Raw genomic sequence first — 17,321 nt, forward strand, 5'->3', positions numbered from 1 at the left:
AGTGCTGACTTAAAGAAAAGGGCTGCACGGCGGTATCACCGCCGTGCATCCCTTTTCATACATGTGTTTGTTTCTGCCCCGGCTGGTTAGGGCAGCAGGGATTCGGTGAGCTGCTGGCCTTCAGGTGCGAAGACGAAGCAGTCAACACGCCGGTCGCCGTTGGACCAGGTCTGCTCGGTGGGGATGGACTTGGTCAGCTTCAGGTCAGGGTAGCCCTTTGCGGCATCGGCGTATTCCACGGCCTCGCAGACTTCATTGACCCGGTCTTCGAGGGCGGCGGTGCCGGGGAAGGCATCCCCCTCGGGGAAGTTGTCCGTGGCCACCAGCTGGGCATCGTGCGGGGTGTCGCAGCTGACCACGTCGGCCTTGGAATTCACGTCTTCCCAGTCCTGGAGGCAGGCTCCGGCTTCCAGATCCACCGGGCTGACGTTCTCCTCGATCACGCCTTCGCCCTTGTCGTTGAAGACAAACACAAAGAGCAGAATCGCGATGACGGCGGCCAGGACAATTCCGCCGAGGATCAGGGCCAGGCGGGTGTTGCGTCCGGTCTTGCCGCTGCCCTTAGCGGCCTCACCTTGCACGGACGAGCCGGGTGCTGTCCCGGAACCGGACGTTCCGGAAGCTGTTTTGGCTGTGTTCTGTCGGACGGCGGTGGCGCCCGCCGCCTGGCTTTCGGCAAGCCGGCGGGAACGGCGGGTGTCTGATGCCGGCAACGCACCTGTGGCAGGAACCGCAGCAGCTGAGTCCGTGGTGGTGTCTTCGGCGCCTGGTGCATCGGAGGCCTGCTCCTTGGCGGATTCGGGCAAGGCTCCGGTTACCGGCGCGGCGGCGGCAATTCCGTGTAAGGGGTGATTTTCCGGGTCGCCGTCCTTGCTGCCCGCGGGGTCTTCGGCTTCGGTGGAAGCGTCGGTCCCTGCCGTGTCGTCTTCTGCAGCTTGAGGGCTATCGGCCTCGGCTGCCTCGGTGTCTGCAGCAGCTTCCTCTTCGCCGTCTGCTGCCTCGGGCGCTCCAACCGGTGTTTCTTCCGTGGCCTCGGTGTCCGCCTCGGCCGGGGCTGCGGTCTCTGCCGTTTCGGCGTCTGCTGCCTCAGGGTCTTCAGCCGGTGTTTCTTCCGTGGCCTCGGTGCCGGCCTCGCTTGCCTCGATGTCTGACGTGTCGCCGTCGGCTGCCTCGGTGTCTGCAGCAGCTTCCTGTGCTCGTTCGCCGTCGGCCGCCGCTACGGATGCTTCCGGGTCACCCTCAGCTTCGCTGTCCGCCTCAACCGCCTCGCCGGTGACATCAGCTGCGTCGGCATCTTCGTCCGATGCTGCCGTGACGTCGGCTGCGTCGGTCGTGTCCGGTTCCGCGTCGGTCGTGTCCGGTTCCGTGTCCGGCCGGGCATCCCCTGCTGCCTGTACATCATCCGCTGTCTCGTCCGCTGTCTCGACCGCCGTATCGTCGGCAGGTGCAGCATCGGAGGACTCAATGGCGGGATCGTCGGTACCCGCGGCAGTGTCTCGGTCGCCGTCGGGGTTGCTGGCATCGTCTGCACCGGCTGGAACGTCAGCCGAGACGTCAGCAGAGGCGGCTTCGGCTTCCGTGCCCACCTGGATTTCCGCACCGGCCGGAGCCGGTTCGAGCCCGGAAAGCCTTCCCGCTTCAGCGGCATTCGCCTCCACGGCAGCGGCTTCGGAGACGACCTCGTCCAGGGAAGCGGCCTCAACTGCATCGCTGCTCAGGGTCGGATCCGCCAGGGCGGGCTCTTCAAGCGTCAGTTCCTCGGGTGCCACGACCACCGGTTCCGGCGGCAGCACGACGTCGTCGGCCGGGGTGAGGTCCGGTTCCTGCATAGGTGCCGCATCATCGGCCGAAGCGGAGGCGGGTACTGCAGCGGTGCTGCCGGCCGGAGCCGCGGCGGGGGAGCTGCCGTCATCCGCAGTACCCTTGCCGGCGGACTCTTCCTCCGAAACCGCGGCGGGCTCTTCCTCCGGAGCGCCGTCCGGGTTCTCGAAGCTTCGCTCCCATAGGCCGGTGTCGTGGCTGCCGTCCGCAGAGAGCCAGGCGGGGGAGTCTGACCGGGCGCTCAGATCTGGGAAGGCCGTGGGCGAACCGGCCTCCTCCGGTGGCGGCGAATCCGCTCCCGGTGTATTTTTCTGATCGCTCATGGTGAACGCCTGTCCTCCCTATAGGTGGCGCCGTGAAGCACCCCAAAACTGTCTCTACCCCCGACTTTAGCCAATATCCGGGGGCAGGCGCAGGAAAAGGGGTGTCAGAGGGCCGCACCAAGTGGTCGCGCAATAGCTCCTGTCGGGGTGCCGGGGGCACAAGGCGGCGGGAAAACATGTAACCTGTACTTACGACAAATTGACCAAATATTCCGAGGCCTCGTTCATCTGCCCGAACGACCCACCTCCGGATCGACGCAAAAAGGGGGTCACGCCATGGGGCGCGGCCGTCAAAAGGCAAAAGCAACCAAGCAGGCACGGGAAATGAAGTACTTCACCCCTGCCACGGACTACTCGGCGCTCCAGCGTGAGCTCTCAGGACCCACGAGTCGTCCATCGAGCCGATACCCTGAGGAGCCGGCCGAGCCGGACTACTCAGTGTATGAGGATAAGTACGCGGATCAATTTGGCGACGAAGACGATGATGAGGGTGACCGCCGCATAAGCTAGCGGCAGCCTCAAACGTTGGCCAATTGCCACGCAATCAGCGGATCACCCTAGGGTGGATCCGCTGATTGTCGTTAACACCGGTTCCCCAGACCTGCTAGCGGCATCCTGCCCCGGACCGCCTGCCGGTCCGGGGCGTTTACCGTTGTTAGGCGTAGTCGCCCACCAGCCGCACTGATCCGCCGTCAACGCCCTTGGCGCCCTGGACGAAATCAGGGTCCGAGCCGGCAGGGGTTTCCTCGGCGTCTCCGACGCTGCCCATCACCCAGGCCGGGACACCGCGGGAAGCGAGTTGCGCCAGCGCTGCGTCCGCTCCGGCGGCATCGACAATGGCGGCCATCCCGACGCCCAGGTTCAGGGTGCGTTCCAGATCGGGCCGCGGCACATTCCCCAGCTCGGCGATGAGCTTGAAGACCGGAGGCAGCTCCCACGTGGAGCGGTCCACTGTGGCCTGCAGGCCCTTGGGCAGGACCCGTGCGAGGTTGGCCGCGAGTCCGCCGCCGGTGACATGGCTGAAGCCATGCACGCCGGCCGGCTCGTGGCGGGCCAGGTCCAGGCAGTCCGCGGCGTAGACACGGGTCGGTTCAAGCAGTTCTTCACCGAGCGTGCGGCCGAAGTCGGGGACCTGCCGTTCCAGCTGCCAGCCCGCGTGGTGGATCACGCGGCGGACCAGGGAGTAGCCGTTGGAATGGATGCCGGAGGCTGCCATGCCGATCACCACGTCGCCGCGGCGCACGCGCTCAGGGCCAAGAAGACGGTCGGCTTCCACCACACCGGTGGCTGCGCCCGCGACGTCGTACTCGTGTTCACCGAGAAGGCCGGGGTGCTCAGCGGTTTCGCCGCCCACCAGAGCGGTACCGGCGACCTTGCAGGCTGCCGCTATGCCGCTGACAATGCCGGCGATCCGGTCCGGCACCACCTTGCCGCAGGCAATGTAATCGGTCATGAACAGCGGCTCGGCGCCCACCACCACAATGTCGTCCACCACCATCCCCACCAGGTCGAACCCGATGGTGTCGTGGATGTCCAGGGCCTGCGCGATGGCCACCTTGGTACCGACACCGTCGGTTGACGTAGCGAGCAGGGGCTTTTTATAGGTCAGCAGGCGGGAGACGTCATACAGGCCCGCGAACCCACCCACTCCGCCCAGGACCGAGGAATTGTGCGTGGCCTTCACCGCTGCCTTCATCAGTTCAACGGCTTTGTCTCCGGCTTCAACGTCCACCCCTGCGGAGGCATAGGTGATGGAGGTGTCAGGGGCGGCGCTCATACGGCCTCTTTCTTTTCGGAATCGGTAAGCAGGTTCTCGAATTCGCTGTCCGGCCCGGGATCGCAGCCGTTAGCACCGCCGCTCTCCGCGGGATTGGACGTACCCTGCGCTTCCAACAGGTTCTTGCCGAGCCGGTCAGCGGAGGGCAGCTCGATCGGATACTCGCCGGTAAAGCAGGCGGTACACAGCCGCTCCCGCGGCTGCATGGTGGCATCGATCATGCCGTCTTCGGAAATGTAGGCCAGGGTGTCGGCGCCGATGGACGCGCAGATTTCCTCCACCGCAGCACCGTTGGCAATCAGCTCGGCGCGCGAGGCGAAGTCGATGCCGTAGAAGCAGGGCCATTTCACCGGGGGAGAGGAGATCTTTACATGAACTTCGACGGCGCCGGCTTCATGCAGCATCCGTACGATGGCCCGCTGGGTGTTGCCGCGGACGATCGAGTCGTCGACGACGACCACCCGCTTGCCGCGGATCACCGATTCCAGGGCATTCAATTTGAGCTTGATGCCGAGCTGGCGCAGGGTTTGGCTGGGCTGGATGAAGGTCCGGCCCACATACGAGTTCTTCACGAACCCGTGGGCGAACGGAATGCCGGATTCCTCGGCGTACCCCACTGCGGCCGGGGTTCCGGACTCGGGGACGGGAATCACGATGTCCGCGTCGACTGAGTTTTCGCGGGCCAGCTGCCGGCCCATCTCCACCCGGGATTCGTAGACCGAGCGCCCGGCGATTGTCGCGTCGGGGCGGGCCAGATAGACGTACTCGAAGACGCAGCCGGCCGGGGTCGGCTCGCCGAAGGTCCGGCTGCGGACACCGTTATCATCAATGGCGATGAATTCGCCGGGCTTGATTTCGCGAATGAAGCTGGCGCCCACCGTTGCCAGGGCGGACCCTTCGGAGGCCACCACCCAGCCGCGTTCCAACCGGCCGAGGACCAGGGGGCGGACTCCGTAGGTGTCCCGCGCGGCGTAGAGCGTGCCCTCATCCATAAAGACAAACGAGAAGGCCCCCCGCAGCTTGGGCAGCAGCTCCATGGCGGTGTCTTCGAGCGAGCGTCCGTCGCTGCCGTTGAGCAGCGCAGTGACGAGGGCAGTATCGGAAGTATTGCCCTGGGCAATCTCACCGCTGCGCGGCCGGCCCTCGCGTTCGAGGATCAGTTCATACAGTTCCGCTGAGTTGGTCAGGTTGCCGTTGTGGGCCAGTGCCACCGTGCCGCTGGCAGTGGCGCCGAGGGTCGGCTGCGCATTCGCCCAATGGGAGGCCCCGGTGGTGGAGTACCGGCAGTGACCCACCGCGATATGCCCCTGCAGGGTGTTCAGCGTGGTCTCATCAAAGACCTGGGAGACCAGGCCCATGTCCTTATAGACGCTGATGCGGGTGCCGTCGCTGGTGGCAATGCCTGCCGATTCCTGGCCCCGGTGCTGCAGTGCGTACAACCCGTAATAGGTAAGCTTCGCTACCTCTTCGCCGGGGGCCCATACTCCAAAGACCCCACAGGCATCCTGTGGGCCTTTTTCGCCGGGCAATAGATCATGGGAAAGCTGTCCGTCTCCGCGTGCCATGCAAGCATTCTCTCACGCGAGGTGAGCCGGACCACCTGTGTGCGCAACCGTTACGGCTGCGGCTTTTCAGGGGTGGCGGATTCCCGCGGTGCGGCGCTGTCCGGGGCGTCGGCATCCATGCTTTCCACGGTCGCCCTGCGGGCCTTGCGGACACTGATCCAGTCCAAGGTCAGTGCCGTCAGGGCACCGAGGACCAGACCTGGCATAGCAAACATCATGGTGAAGAAACCAAGCGTCGCCTCTCGGGTGAACCCCGGGTCCTCGTCGCCGCCGTAGGCAACGAAGAGTGCAGCGATGAATCCGGCGATCACGCCCAGCGCCAGGAACGGGACGAATCGGGGAGCGCGGCGGACTGTAATCTCGCGGCGTTCGGGGCTGTGCTGCTCGGAAACCATAGGTAGATTCTACCGGCCGGGAAACAGCGGAAGCACCTCGGACAAATCGGCACGCAGGCCTGACGCCGCCACCTTCCCGGCCTGCACCGCAGCAGCCCATGACTGGCGCCCGGTGACCAATTCAAGCCAGGTGGAGCCGTCCGTCTCGATCACGTTCGGCGGGGTACCGCGGGTGTGCCGCGGTCCGGCCACACACTGGGTGACGCCGAAGGGCGGGACACGGACCTCCACGCTGTTGCCCGGAGCCCGCTCGGCGAGCTCCTCCAGCGTGTACCGTACGGCCATGGCGGTGGTGTTGCGGTCCGCCCCGCCCGCAAGAACTGACTGCAGGGCCGCGCGTCCATCCGCGGCGGAAATCCGGCGCCGTGCCATCCGGCTACCCCAGCAGCGCCGTGACGGGCGCGCCCAGCCGCAGGCTCCCCACCGGCTGTCCGCCGCCCAGGACGGGCTGGACAATTTTGTTCAGGACCTTTTCTACGGCCAGCGGGTCCACGGCGCCGCTGGCAGCCAGCAGGGTCAGGCCCACCAGCGATGCGGCACGGGTGTTTCCGTCCAGGATCTTGAGTGCCACGGACGCGCCTGTCTCGGTGCCCAGTACCAGGACGCCTTCGGCTCCGTTCTTGGCGATGATCCCCAGGTCTTCCATCACAATGGAATTCTCCCGGCCGTGGCCATGGACAGCCCACGGGTAGTCAAGCATGGCGGTAGCCACCGTTGCCGCGCGGGCGTTGCCGTGCTTGCCTGAAGGTGCCTTGGCCAGCCGGCCGATACCGCGGGCAAGCCCGGTCAGGGAGACCGCGGCCAGCGGGGCGCCGCAGCCGTCCACTGCCCAATGGCGGATGCTTTCGCCAGTGAACTCCTCGATCACCTCGGCAATACGGCGCTGCAACGGGTGCTCCGGGTCCAGATAGGTGGCGTGATCCCAATTGTTTTCGGTGCAGGCCCACAGGAACGCGGCGTGCTTGCCGGAGCAATTGAAGGCCACCCGCTGGGGGCCCTTGCCCTCACGGATGAGTTCGTTGCGTGCTTCGGTGTCCTGCGGCCAGTCCTCCGGGCACTGCAGGTGGCCCTCGGTGACACCCGCGGCGGAAAGCATGCCCCGCACCACGTCCATGTGCTCGCGGGAACCGACATGGCTCGCAGCAGCCAGGGCCACCTGCGGGCCGCGCAGCGGAACCCCCGACTGCATCGCAGCCACCGCCTGGAAAGGCTTGAGGGTGGAGCGCGGGAAGATGGGTGCGGTGATATCGCCTAGTTCCGTGACCACGGTGCCGTCTGCGGCCATCACAACGGCAGAACCGATGTGGCGGGATTCAATGAAGCCGTTGCGTTCGAGCACGGCCAGTTCAACGGCGTCGGATGCGGTAAAGGTTGCGGGCATGTCATTCAGTCTAAGGGGCGGCGGACCGCGGGGGACGAACCGGCGACGGCGGCCCCGGCACCGCCGTCGATCTGCCGTCCCCCGCCCGCCCGCGGTGCCCTGCCGCCCAGGGCCGGCGGCCGCAGTTCCACTATCGGACTGCCTGCCGGCTACCTGCAATGCTCCGGCGCCGTGCAGGTACCTAACAACCGGAAATACCTGTAACGACGGAAGAGCGGACCCCGGGATTCGGTCGCGGGCAGGTAGCCGGATCCCGGTCCGGCGCGGCCGCGTCATGTAAGCGCCGGTGCTTTCAGGCCGTCCCGGCCAGCAAGTACCCTGAACTACTGTGAAGGTACTCGTTGTTGGCCCCGGCGGCCGCGAACACGCCCTTGTCCGAGCACTTCTGGCTGATCCCTATGTTCGGGAGGTCCACGCGGCCCCCGGCAACGCAGGTATTGCAGAGCTGGTTCCCGTGCACCCCGTCGATGCCGCTTCACCCGAAGCCGTAACGGAACTGGCCACCTCGCTGGGATCCGATCTGGTGGTGATCGGCCCGGAAGCCCCGCTCGCCGCAGGCGTTGCGGACGCCCTGCGGGAGGCCGGCATCGCCGTGTTCGGCCCGTCCAAGGCCGCCGCCCGGCTGGAGGCCTCCAAGGCTTTTGCCAAACAGGTCATGGCCGCGGCCAATGTGCCCACCGCCATGGCCCGCGTAGCGAACACCCCGGAGGAAGCGGCAGACGCGCTGGACACCTTCGGCGCCCCCTACGTGGTCAAGGACGACGGGCTGGCTGCGGGCAAAGGCGTTGTCGTTACCGATGACCGCGCCGAGGCGCTGGACCATGCCCGGGCCTGCTTCGATGCCGGCGGAAGCGTGGTCATCGAGGAGTTCCTGGACGGCCCGGAAGTGTCCCTCTTTGTGCTCTCCGACGGCCGCCACGCCGTTCCCCTGGCCCCGGCCCAGGACTTCAAGAGGATTTACGACGGCGACGCCGGCCCCAACACGGGCGGCATGGGCGCCTACTCGCCGCTGGACTGGGCGCCGGCAGGTCTGGTGGAGGACGTGGTGCGGCGCGTAGCCCAGCCGACCATCGACGAAATGGCATCACGCGGCACCCCGTTTGTCGGGGTCCTGTACTGCGGGCTGGCCCTGACCACCCGCGGCATACGCGTCATCGAGTTCAACGCCCGTTTCGGGGATCCCGAGACGCAGGCAGTGCTCGCCCGGCTCAAAACCCCGCTCGGCGGTCTGCTGATGGCCGCGGCGAAGGGTGAGCTGGATGCCATGGAACAGCTGAAGTGGGATCCGCGCCCCGCCGTCGCCGTAGTCGTAGCGGCGGAAAACTATCCGGACACGCCCCGCACCGGAGACCGGATCCGCGGCTTGAAGAAGGCCGGCCGGCTGGAGGATGTGCATGTGCTGCATGCAGGCACCCGGCTGGAGAAGGACAAGGTGCGCAGCGCCGGCGGCCGGGTACTCGCCGTCGTCGGTATGGGCGAGGATCTGGCCCTGGCCAGGGACCGGGCGTATGCCGGTGTGGACCTGATCAGCCTGGAAGGGTCGCAGCACCGCACCGACATTGCCCTGCAGGCCGCACGAGGGGAAGTGCAGGTGCCCCGGGGAAGCGCCGGTACCGGACTGGCGGATACACCGAGCGAGAAGGACCTGGCATGAGCGGCATCGGTACGGCAGCGGAGTTGCCGCGGTGGCGGCACGTTTACTCGGGCAAGGTCCGGGATCTGTACGTGCCGGCGGGGGATGACGGCGCCGGAAACCGGGTGCTGGTGGTGGCCAGCGACCGGATCAGCGCCTATGACCATGTGCTTGCCAGCACCATTCCGGACAAGGGCCGGATCCTGACACAGCTCAGCCTGTGGTGGTTTGACCAGCTGGGGGAAATCCCCAACCACGTCATTTCCGCGCAGGAGGGTATCCCGGACGCGGTGGCCGGGCGGGCAATGATCTGCAAAAAGCTGGACATGTATCCGGTGGAGTGCATTGCCCGCGGCTACCTGACCGGATCCGGCCTGGCGGAATACCGGGCCTCGCAGACGGTCTGCAGCCTGCCGCTGCCCGCCGGACTGGTGGACGGTTCCCGGATTGATCCGGCCATCTTCACTCCCTCGGCCAAGGCTGAGCAGGGGGAGCATGACGAGAACATCACCTACGAAGCCGTGGAGGAAACCGTCGGGGCGGATACCGCGGCGCAGCTGCGGACGCTCACCCTGGATATCTATACCCGGGCGGAGGCCGTTGCCCGTGGGCGCGGCATCATCCTGGCGGACACCAAGGTGGAGTTCGGGCTGGATCCGGAAACCGGCGAGGTCACGCTGGGCGATGAGGTGCTCACCCCGGATTCCTCGCGCTTCTGGGATGCGGCCCTGTATTCCCCGGGCAAGGCCCAGCCGTCCTTCGACAAGCAGTACGTCCGGGACTGGCTCACGTCCCCCGCTTCAGGCTGGGACAGGGCCTCAGACGCCGCGCCGCCGGCGCTGCCGGACGACGTCGTGCAGCGCACCCGTGCGCGCTACGTGGAAGCCTATGAGCGGCTCACCGGCGAGGTGTTCGTCTGAGCCACGTGTAGGAACCGGAATCTGATGCGTTGGGGTGCCGCGGCCGTAAAGCCGCGGCACCCTTTTGTCTTTTGTCTTTTGCCTTTGCTTTCGGAATTAACGCAAAAGGCCCCGGCCAGATTTCTCTGACCGGAGCCTTGCTGGTCGGGGTGACAGGATTTGAACCTGCGACCTCGTCGTCCCGAACGACGCGCGCTACCAAGCTGCGCCACACCCCGTAACCATTGTTTCCCCGGTGGTTGACCACCTCGCGAAGCAACTTTACAAGGATACTAGAGAAACCCCGAATCCGCGAAACCGGGGTTCGCGGCGTTACTTTCCAGCTGCTTTACGCCTGGCCGGTGCCCTCACAGCGAGCTGCCGGAGCGGGTCACCGGAGTGAGGAATCCCGGGCCGTGAGGGTCAGCAGGACGGCTTCGGGCCGGCACGCGAACCGGATCGGCGCGAAGCGGGAGGTGCCGATACCGGCCGAGACGTTCAACGGGATGCGGCGTCCGCCGTGTGCCCAGGACGTCAGGCCGCGCGCCTGCCACGTGGGCAGGTCACAGTTGCTCACCAGTGCCCCGTATCCGGGGATGCAGACCTGGCCGCCGTGCGTGTGGCCTGCCAGGATGATTTCCGCCCCGCCGTCGGTGAACTGGTTGAGCACCCGCTGGTAGGGCGCGTGGGCCACTCCGATCCGGACCTCAGGGGAGGAGAAGTCCGTGCCGGCCGGAAGTTCGTCGAAACCGGGGTATTCGTCACGCAACAGGTGCGGATCATCCACGCCGGAAAAGTTAAGCCGCAGCCCGCCCAGCTCCATCAGGGCCGTGGTGTTGGTCAGGTCCTGCCAGCCGGCATCGCGGAAGGCCGTAAAGAGCAGGTTCCACGGCAACTCACGGGGGTTGTGCTTGTGCTTGGAGGGGCCGGTGAAATACGTGAACGGGTTCTTCAGCACCGGGGCGTAGTAATCATTGGACCCGGGAACAAAGACACCCTGGAACCGCATCAGCGGCTTCAGGGCCTCCAGCACCGGCGGGACGGCGTGCGGATGGCTGAGGTTGTCCCCGGTGTTGACCACCAGGTCAGGTTCAAGCTCTGCCAGGCTCTGCAGCCACCGGACCTTGCGGTCCTGGCCGGGAACGAAGTGGATATCCGAGAGGTGCAGGACCCGTAGCGGGCTGCTCCCTGCGGGAAGAACCCGGACGGTTTCTTCCCGCAGGCCAAACAGGTTGCGCTCGATCAGGGATCCGTAGGCAAGCGCGGCCGCGCCCGCCCCTGCAATGCCGCCGGACAGCCAGGCCGACGTCCGCGCAGCGGAGGCCAGGGATGAATCAGCCACTAACCGTTCCCGCCGCCGTTGTTGGCGCCGCCTTCGCCGCCGCCGTTGTTTCCGGCATCCCCGGCAGGAGCCCCGCCGTTGCCGCCGCCGTTGTTGCCGGCATCCCCGGCAGGAGCTCCGGCGGCGTTCCCGCCGTTATCGGGCTTGTCGTCCTTGTCCGCGGCCGGCTTCTCCGGCGGAGTTGCCCGGGGCGGGGGTGCGGTGTTGCCGATCACGCTGGCCGGCGGCGCGGTGAAGGCGTTGGCCTCGTACTGCCCGGCGATGCGCTGGATGTAGTTCTTCCAGGACGGGCCGGCAATGAGCGAGCCGTCAATCTCCGGGTAGACCCGTCCGCCGATCAGCTTGTCGGACATGGTGGTGTTATTGGCTTTCCAGTTACCGATCCAGGAGGCCGTCGCCATGCCGGTGCTGTAACCCATGAACCAGGTCTGCGAGCGGTAGTCATTGGTGCCGGTCTTGCCTGCGGTGGGCACGCCTACCTGCAGGTTGATGCCTGAGCCGTTGGTCATCACGCGCTGGGTCGCCACATTGACGCCCTGGGCAACTTCTTTCTTCATGACCTGTTCGCACGACTGCTGCGGGACGGGGTATTCCTGTCCGTCCGCACCGGTGACGGATTCGAGGGCGATCGGTTCGCAGCGCAGGCCCTCGGCAGCCAGGGTCGCGAAGCCCGTGGCCATGGACAGGGGCGAGGCGTCTCCGCCGCCGCCGAAGGTCGACGGCGGGTCAACGGAAAGCATTTTCCGCTCGCCTTCGGAACTCTTGCCGTTGTGGATGCCGGCGGCAAAGGCCAGTTTCTGGAACGAGCACAGATCCAGCTGGTTGATCTCAGCGAGGGTGATCGTGTTGTAGGACTGGGCCAGGCCGTCCAGGACGGTCGTGGTCTTGTAGTTGGTGTCGCCGTAGTTGATCGGCGTCCACGGCTCCAAGGCCACGTAGCGGCCGCCGGGAAGGCAGCTGGCGTTCCACGTGTGCCCCGCAGGATAGGTCCGTTTGGAGCCGTTCAACGTGGTGTTCAGGGTCTTGCCGGCGTCCAGCCAGGCAGCGACGGTGAACGGTTTGTACGTGGAACCGGGCTGGAAACCGCCCAGCCCGTTGAGGTACTTTTCCGGGTTGCCGTTCTGGTACACGTCCACGTTGAAGTTCTGGACCGAGTTGCCGGGGGCGATTTCCGGTGTGTAACGCGTGTTCTGTGCCATCACCAGGATCTTGCCGGTGCCCGGTTCCACGCTGACCATGGAGTGGCCGATTTCGGCGTCGGTGGTGTCCGGGTTGGCCGTCTCATTGATGGCGGTCTGTGCAGCGTTCTGGAAGGTGGGGTTCAGAGTGGTCTTGATGTTCAGGCCGCCGCGGTAGAGCAGCTTGGTGCGCTCTTCCTCGGTGGCACCGAAGTTCTCGTCGTTCAGCACAAGGTGCATAACGTAGTCGCAGAAGTACGGGGCCTGTTCGGCGCCAACGCAGTTGCTGGGCACCGGGGTGATCTGCGTGCCCAGATCCGTGACCACGGCCGCGTCGTACTCTTCCTGGGTGATGCGGCCCTTCTCCAGCATGGCTGCCAGCACCAGGTTACGGCGTTCCAGCGCGCGTTCGGGGTTCAGCTCCGGGCTGTAGAACGTGGGACCGTTGACCACGCCGGCCAGCAGTGCCGACTGGGCGATATTCAGGTCCTTGGCATCCACGTTGAAGAAGTAGCGTGCTGCTGCCTGGACGCCGTAGGTGGTGCCGCTGAAGGGGACAATGTTGAAGTAGCCCTCAAGGATTTCCTCCTTGCTGAGCTCCTTTTCCACCGCAATAGCCAGCTTCATTTCGCGCAGCTTGTCACCGACCGTCTTACCGCCGCTGAAAACGACTTCCTTGTCGTTCTGCATGTTGGTGTCGATGATGACGTTGTTCACGTACTGCTGGGTGATGGTGGAAGCACCGCGGGTGGTGTCACTGGTGGCGTTGGACACCAGGGCGCCCATGATGCCCTGCAGGTCCACGCCGCCGTGTTCGTAGAAGCGGTCATCCTCAATGGCCAGCATCGCGTCCACCATGTTCGGCGAGACCTCTTCAAGGGTCACCGGCTGGCGGTTTTCCTCGTAAAGGGTGGCAATCAGGGAGCCGTCATTGGCGTAGATCTTCGACGGAGTGGCCAGTGCGCCCCGTTCCAGTTCCGAGGGAAGCTGGTCGAAGAACTGAATGGAGCCGGAAGCGGCGGTGCCGGTTGCTGCGGCTGCCGGAACCAGGAGACCGGCTGCCAGAACTCCGCAAAGAGCACTGATGCCGAAGAACGCGACGAGCTTTCCGAGAGTGGTCGCCGTGTCAAAGAACGGTGATTTGCGTGCTGCCATGCGTGACAGTCTACAAGCACGTTACCCTTTCCCTTATGACCAAATGGGAATACTTCATTACACCACTTCCACTTCACACACCCGGGCAGGTCCTGAATATGCACGGGGATGAGGGCTGGGAACTGGTCCAGATCGCTCCGGCACCCAACGGAACCGGTTCCGTGGCCTACATGAAACGGGAAAAAAGCTGATGAGCGCGGCTGCCGGAGCAGTTTCGGCCGTTGAGATCCGACTGCAGGAGCTGGGCCTGACCCTGCCCTCCGTCGCGGCTCCGGTGGCTGCCTACGTCCCTGCGGTCATCACCGGAAACCTGGTCCACACCTCGGGCCAGCTTCCGTTCGTCGATGGCGTGCTTCCGGCCACGGGCAAAGTGGGAGCAGCCGTGGACCCGGCGGATGCCGCCTCCTACGCTGCCATCTGCGCGATCAACGCGCTGGCCGCGGTGAAGGCGCAAATAGGTGATCTTGACCGCATCAGCCGGGTGGTGAAGGTGGTGGGCTTCGTGGCCTCCGACCCCTCCTTCACCGGACAGCCTGCCGTGATCAACGGTGCCTCGGAACTGCTTGGCCAGGTCTTCGGGGAGGCAGGAAGCCATGCCCGCTCCGCCGTCGGCGTCGCCGTCCTGCCGCTGGACGCGCCCGTCGAGGTAGAAATGATCGTGGAATTTGCCTAGCTCCACCGTCCGGCTTTTTCCCGTGGCACCGGACCAGCGGGTAGCCGCGCAAAGCTGGTTTGAACGCCCTGACCGGACGCCGCGCAAACCGCGGCTGGCGTCCTCGGTGGTGCTGCTGCGGGATTCGCCGCGCGGAACGGAAACCTACCTCGCCTACCGCCGCGGTGAGTCGCCGCTGGGCAAGGTCGCCTTCCCCGGCGGGAGCGTCGAGGAGAACGACGACGCGCAGGCGGCCTGGTACGGCCCCGCCCCCGCGGCCTGGGCGAAGTCGATGGGGATCGACGACGCCCGGCTGGCCCGCCGGCACGTCGTTGCCGCCATCCGGGAGCTGTTCGAGGAGACCGGCATCCTGCTTGCGGGCCCGGACGAGTCGACGCTGCTGGAGAGCAACCGGGGGCCCGAATGGATGGCGGCGCGCACAGGCATTGCCGCCCAGGACGCTTCATTTTTGGAACTCCTCGGAAAACGGGGGCTGGGCCTGCGGACCGATCTGCTGCGTCCGCTCGCCAACTGGCACAGCCCCGACTTTGCGTTGCGGCGTTTTGACACCCGTTACTTCGCGGCCGTTCAGCCGCTGGGACAGGAAGCCACGCTGCTTGACGGCAAAGGCGTCTGGGCCGGTTGGAAACCTGCCGGGGAAGTCATTGCGGCGCGGGACACCTCTGCCCTGGGCGATGAAATCGGGCTGCCGGATACCCGGGGGCTGACCCTGGGGGAGCTGGTGGTGCCTCCGGTGGAGATCACTTTGGAGAAGCTTGCCTCGGCGCGCGGGTGCATTGCCTACCTTTCGAGCCGCAGGCCGGCGGCGGTGTACCGGCCCGAGCTGGTGGATGTTGACGGCGAGCCGCGCCTGGCAGTCACGCAGGGTGGCGCTGCCGAAGGTTCGTCCCAGCACGGACGCTGAGGCATCCGCACGTAGTAGCGACGGCGGTTTAACAGCAACGGCGCCGGTTCCCCCAGGGGAGCCGGCGCCGTCGTTGTGTGCGCTGTTACTGCACGAGCCTAGCGGGAACGCTGCCGCAGCCGCTGGACGTCGAGGATGACCACTGCCCGGGCTTCCAGCCGCAGCCAGCCGCGCTGGACGAACTCCGCCAGTGCCTTGTTGACGGTTTCACGTGAAGCCCCGACCAGCTGGGCCAGTTCTTCCTGCGTGAGCTCGTGCGCCACCAGGATGCCGTCGGTGGCGGGACGGCCGAAGCGGTCCGCCAGGTCCAGCAGCGCCTTCGCAACGCGGCCGGGAACGTCGGAGAAGACGAGGTCTGCCAGGGACTCGTTGGTGCGGCGCAACCGGCGGGCCAGTGCCTGTAGCAGCTGGACGGAGACCTCGGGGCGGGTTTCGATCAGTGCGCGGAGGTTCTCATGCCGCAGGCCGGCAAGACGGGTTTCGGAAACGGCCGTGGCCGTGGCGTTGCGGGGCGAGGGGTCAAAGAGAGCCATCTCGCCGAACAGTTCACCCGGGCCCAGGATGGCAAGCAGGTTCTCGCGGCCGTCCGGGGCGGACCGCCCCAGCTTGATCTTGCCGGAGACGATGAAGTAGAGCTGGTCGCCCTGGTCGCCTTCCCGGAAAACGGAGGCCCCGCGTGAGAGGTCGACCTCAGTGAGCTCTTCGGTCAGAGCGGCGAAGACGTCGTCTCCCAGAGAGGCGAACAACGGCGCGCGGCGCAGTACCTCGATATCCATGAAATCTCCTGTAAATAGTGTTCTCTACCTATTATCTTGCCGCACGTCACTCCCCAGTGACACCTAAAGCACGTTTGTTCGCCGATGGATGAGAAAAAGAGCGGCAGCGGGTTCACGGCGGGTGAAGGCCGATAGCGGGTTCTTCAGGTTGTCCGGATAAACTCGTCAACACCGTGCGGCCTTCCCTCCGCCGGGACGCCTCGACTGAACTTTTGGAGCTCTTTGTGCTCGGATTGACGCTTCTGGACATCATCCTGCTCCTTGTCCTGCTCTTTTATCTGATTGCCGGACTGCGCAATGGGCTGGTAGTCACCCTGGGCGGAATCGTGGGATTTGTCGCGGGTGCGGTGGCGGCGTTTTTTGCCATTCCGCTGGTAGCAGGCTGGGTGCCGGACAACGGCTGGCGGCTGACCGTGGTCATTGCCACAGCGGTGGTCCTGGTGCTGGTGGGTCACGCTGCCGGCGCGGCGCTTGGCGGCATGATCCGGCGCTGGCTGAACTTTCCGCCGCTGCGCTTCCTGGACCGGCTGCTTGGCGGTGCGGTGAACCTCGTGGTTGCCGCCCTGGTGATGGCCATGCTCGCGTTCAGCGTGACCACCCTGGGTGTGCCGTATCTGTCCCAGCAGATTGCCGCCTCCAAGGTGCTGGGAACCATTGACGACGCGACCCCGGAGCAGGTTAAGGCCTGGAGCGCCCAGATCCGGTCCTTCACGGTGTCCGAGGGGTTGCCCACCATCCTGGACAGCGCCGCTCCGCAGTCCGTGGTCCCGCCCAGTGCGGAGGTGGATTCACCGGCCCTGCGGACAGCGTCTGCCTCTGTGTTGAAGATCACGGGTACCGCGTACCAGTGCGGGCAGAACCAGACGGGGTCAGGGTTTGTGGTGGCCGATGACAGGGTTGTCACCAATGCCCACGTGGTTGCCGGCGTGAATGAACCCGTGGTGGAAGTGCCGGACGGAAGCGTGCTGCCGGGCCGGGTCGTGTACTTCGATGCCGCCCGCGACCTCGCGGTCCTCGCAGTGAACAACCTCGATGCCCCGGCACTGCCGCTGGGCGAGGAGCTGGCCGCGGGCACCACGGCGGCGTTTGCCGGGTACCCGGCCGGCGGCCCCTTCCGGCTGCAGGCTGCCAGTGTGGAGGGGCTCTCCGACGTGGCCGTGCGGGACATCTATGGCACTGCCCCGGAGGTGCTGGAGGTCTACACGCTGGCCGCGAACGTACAGCAGGGCAACTCCGGCGGCCCGCTGCTGGACATTGACGGCCGCATAGCGGGAGTGATCTTCGCCAAGACCACGGGTGACCAGCCCATCGGCTACGCGCTCTCGCTGGCTGAGGCGGGACCGGTTATCGACGCTGCTCCGGGATACAGCGAGGCTGTCTCAGCGGGCCAGTGCACCAGCCGCTAGCTGTAACTCTTACGGTGGTTGTGAACGGCGTGGCAAAAGTTAAATAGGCGAGGGTCTCCGGTTCGATATGGGTTACCACACTCATCCGACCAA

The 17,321-nt window shown here is 65.9% G+C and carries 16 protein-coding genes and 1 tRNA gene; 7 read left to right on the forward strand and 10 right to left on the reverse strand.

Annotated features, from left to right (window positions below):
* Window positions 1-86: 86 nt before the first annotated feature.
* The gene (locus AC5RTS_RS13625; RefSeq protein WP_493992547.1) at window positions 87-2,144 is read right to left on the reverse strand and encodes a hypothetical protein; all 2,058 of its coding nucleotides are present in this window, start codon (window positions 2,142-2,144) and stop codon (window positions 87-89) included.
* Between the two features lie 276 nt (window positions 2,145-2,420).
* On the opposite strand from AC5RTS_RS13625, the gene AC5RTS_RS13630 reads away from it, so the two are divergent.
* Window positions 2,421-2,654 (forward strand): DUF3073 domain-containing protein, encoded by a 234-nt coding sequence (locus AC5RTS_RS13630; RefSeq protein WP_493992548.1) that lies wholly within the window; start codon window positions 2,421-2,423, stop codon window positions 2,652-2,654.
* Between the two features lie 145 nt (window positions 2,655-2,799).
* On the opposite strand, the gene purM is transcribed toward AC5RTS_RS13630, so the two are convergent.
* The 5 genes from purM to AC5RTS_RS13655 are packed head-to-tail and all read right to left on the reverse strand — an operon-like array spanning window position 2,800 to window position 7,262.
* Window positions 2,800-3,921 (reverse strand): phosphoribosylformylglycinamidine cyclo-ligase, encoded by a 1,122-nt coding sequence (purM, locus tag AC5RTS_RS13635; protein ID WP_493992549.1) that lies wholly within the window; start codon window positions 3,919-3,921, stop codon window positions 2,800-2,802.
* Window positions 3,918-5,486 carry an amidophosphoribosyltransferase gene (gene purF / locus AC5RTS_RS13640; protein ID WP_493992550.1) on the reverse strand — a complete coding sequence of 523 codons (1,569 nt, stop codon included), beginning with the start codon at window positions 5,484-5,486 and terminating at the stop codon, window positions 3,918-3,920. Before purF ends, purM begins: the two co-directional genes overlap by 4 nt.
* Window positions 5,487-5,536: 50 nt before the next feature.
* Complete coding sequence (locus AC5RTS_RS13645; RefSeq protein WP_493992551.1) at window positions 5,537-5,881, reverse strand: hypothetical protein; 345 nt, start codon at window positions 5,879-5,881, stop codon at window positions 5,537-5,539.
* A gap of 9 nt (window positions 5,882-5,890) precedes the next feature.
* Window positions 5,891-6,253, reverse strand: a complete 363-nt coding sequence (locus AC5RTS_RS13650; RefSeq protein WP_493992552.1) for a sterol carrier family protein — start codon at window positions 6,251-6,253, stop codon at window positions 5,891-5,893.
* Window positions 6,254-6,257: 4 nt separating this feature from the next.
* Window positions 6,258-7,262, reverse strand: coding sequence for an asparaginase (locus tag AC5RTS_RS13655; protein WP_493992553.1), 1,005 nt, complete (start codon window positions 7,260-7,262; stop codon window positions 6,258-6,260).
* Window positions 7,263-7,590: 328 nt separating this feature from the next.
* On the opposite strand from AC5RTS_RS13655, the gene purD reads away from it, so the two are divergent.
* Complete coding sequence (gene purD, locus AC5RTS_RS13660; RefSeq protein WP_493992554.1) at window positions 7,591-8,916, forward strand: phosphoribosylamine--glycine ligase; 1,326 nt, start codon at window positions 7,591-7,593, stop codon at window positions 8,914-8,916.
* Window positions 8,913-9,815, forward strand: coding sequence for a phosphoribosylaminoimidazolesuccinocarboxamide synthase (locus tag AC5RTS_RS13665; protein ID WP_493992555.1), 903 nt, complete (start codon window positions 8,913-8,915; stop codon window positions 9,813-9,815). The genes purD and AC5RTS_RS13665 overlap by 4 nt, the downstream gene beginning before the upstream one ends.
* Window positions 9,816-9,956: 141 nt before the next feature.
* Here the strand turns inward: AC5RTS_RS13665 and AC5RTS_RS13670 are convergent.
* The 3 genes from AC5RTS_RS13670 to AC5RTS_RS13680 form a co-directional block, all read right to left on the reverse strand.
* Window positions 9,957-10,033, reverse strand: a tRNA-Pro gene (locus AC5RTS_RS13670).
* A 152-nt stretch (window positions 10,034-10,185) separates the two neighbouring features.
* Window positions 10,186-11,136 carry a metallophosphoesterase gene (locus AC5RTS_RS13675; protein WP_493992556.1) on the reverse strand — a complete coding sequence of 317 codons (951 nt, stop codon included), beginning with the start codon at window positions 11,134-11,136 and terminating at the stop codon, window positions 10,186-10,188.
* Window positions 11,136-13,469, reverse strand: a complete 2,334-nt coding sequence (locus AC5RTS_RS13680; RefSeq protein ID WP_493992557.1) for a transglycosylase domain-containing protein — start codon at window positions 13,467-13,469, stop codon at window positions 11,136-11,138. Before AC5RTS_RS13680 ends, AC5RTS_RS13675 begins: the two co-directional genes overlap by 1 nt.
* 35 nt (window positions 13,470-13,504) lie before the next feature.
* On the opposite strand from AC5RTS_RS13680, the gene sp36 reads away from it, so the two are divergent.
* From sp36 to AC5RTS_RS13695, 3 genes are read left to right on the forward strand one after another with little or no spacing between them, the layout of a single operon-like run.
* The gene (gene sp36, locus AC5RTS_RS13685) at window positions 13,505-13,660 is read left to right on the forward strand and encodes a Sp36 family protein (RefSeq protein WP_493992558.1); all 156 of its coding nucleotides are present in this window, start codon (window positions 13,505-13,507) and stop codon (window positions 13,658-13,660) included.
* Entirely contained in the window at window positions 13,660-14,142 is a 483-nt protein-coding gene (locus AC5RTS_RS13690) for a RidA family protein (protein ID WP_493992559.1), read from the forward strand. Before sp36 ends, AC5RTS_RS13690 begins: the two co-directional genes overlap by 1 nt.
* Window positions 14,135-15,046, forward strand: coding sequence for an NUDIX hydrolase (locus AC5RTS_RS13695; RefSeq protein WP_493992560.1), 912 nt, complete (start codon window positions 14,135-14,137; stop codon window positions 15,044-15,046). The genes AC5RTS_RS13690 and AC5RTS_RS13695 overlap by 8 nt, the downstream gene beginning before the upstream one ends.
* A 98-nt stretch (window positions 15,047-15,144) precedes the next feature.
* Here AC5RTS_RS13695 and AC5RTS_RS13700 read toward each other — a convergent pair whose 3' ends face one another.
* Window positions 15,145-15,822: a Crp/Fnr family transcriptional regulator gene (locus tag AC5RTS_RS13700; RefSeq protein ID WP_146360700.1), complete on the reverse strand. Its 678-nt coding sequence runs from the start codon at window positions 15,820-15,822 to the stop codon at window positions 15,145-15,147.
* A gap of 224 nt (window positions 15,823-16,046) precedes the next feature.
* On the opposite strand from AC5RTS_RS13700, the gene AC5RTS_RS13705 reads away from it, so the two are divergent.
* Entirely contained in the window at window positions 16,047-17,228 is a 1,182-nt protein-coding gene (locus AC5RTS_RS13705; protein ID WP_493992566.1) for a MarP family serine protease, read from the forward strand.
* The last annotated feature ends 93 nt before the right edge of the window (window positions 17,229-17,321 follow it).

This window comes from Arthrobacter sp. MDT1-49-2 (genome assembly GCF_059090185.1).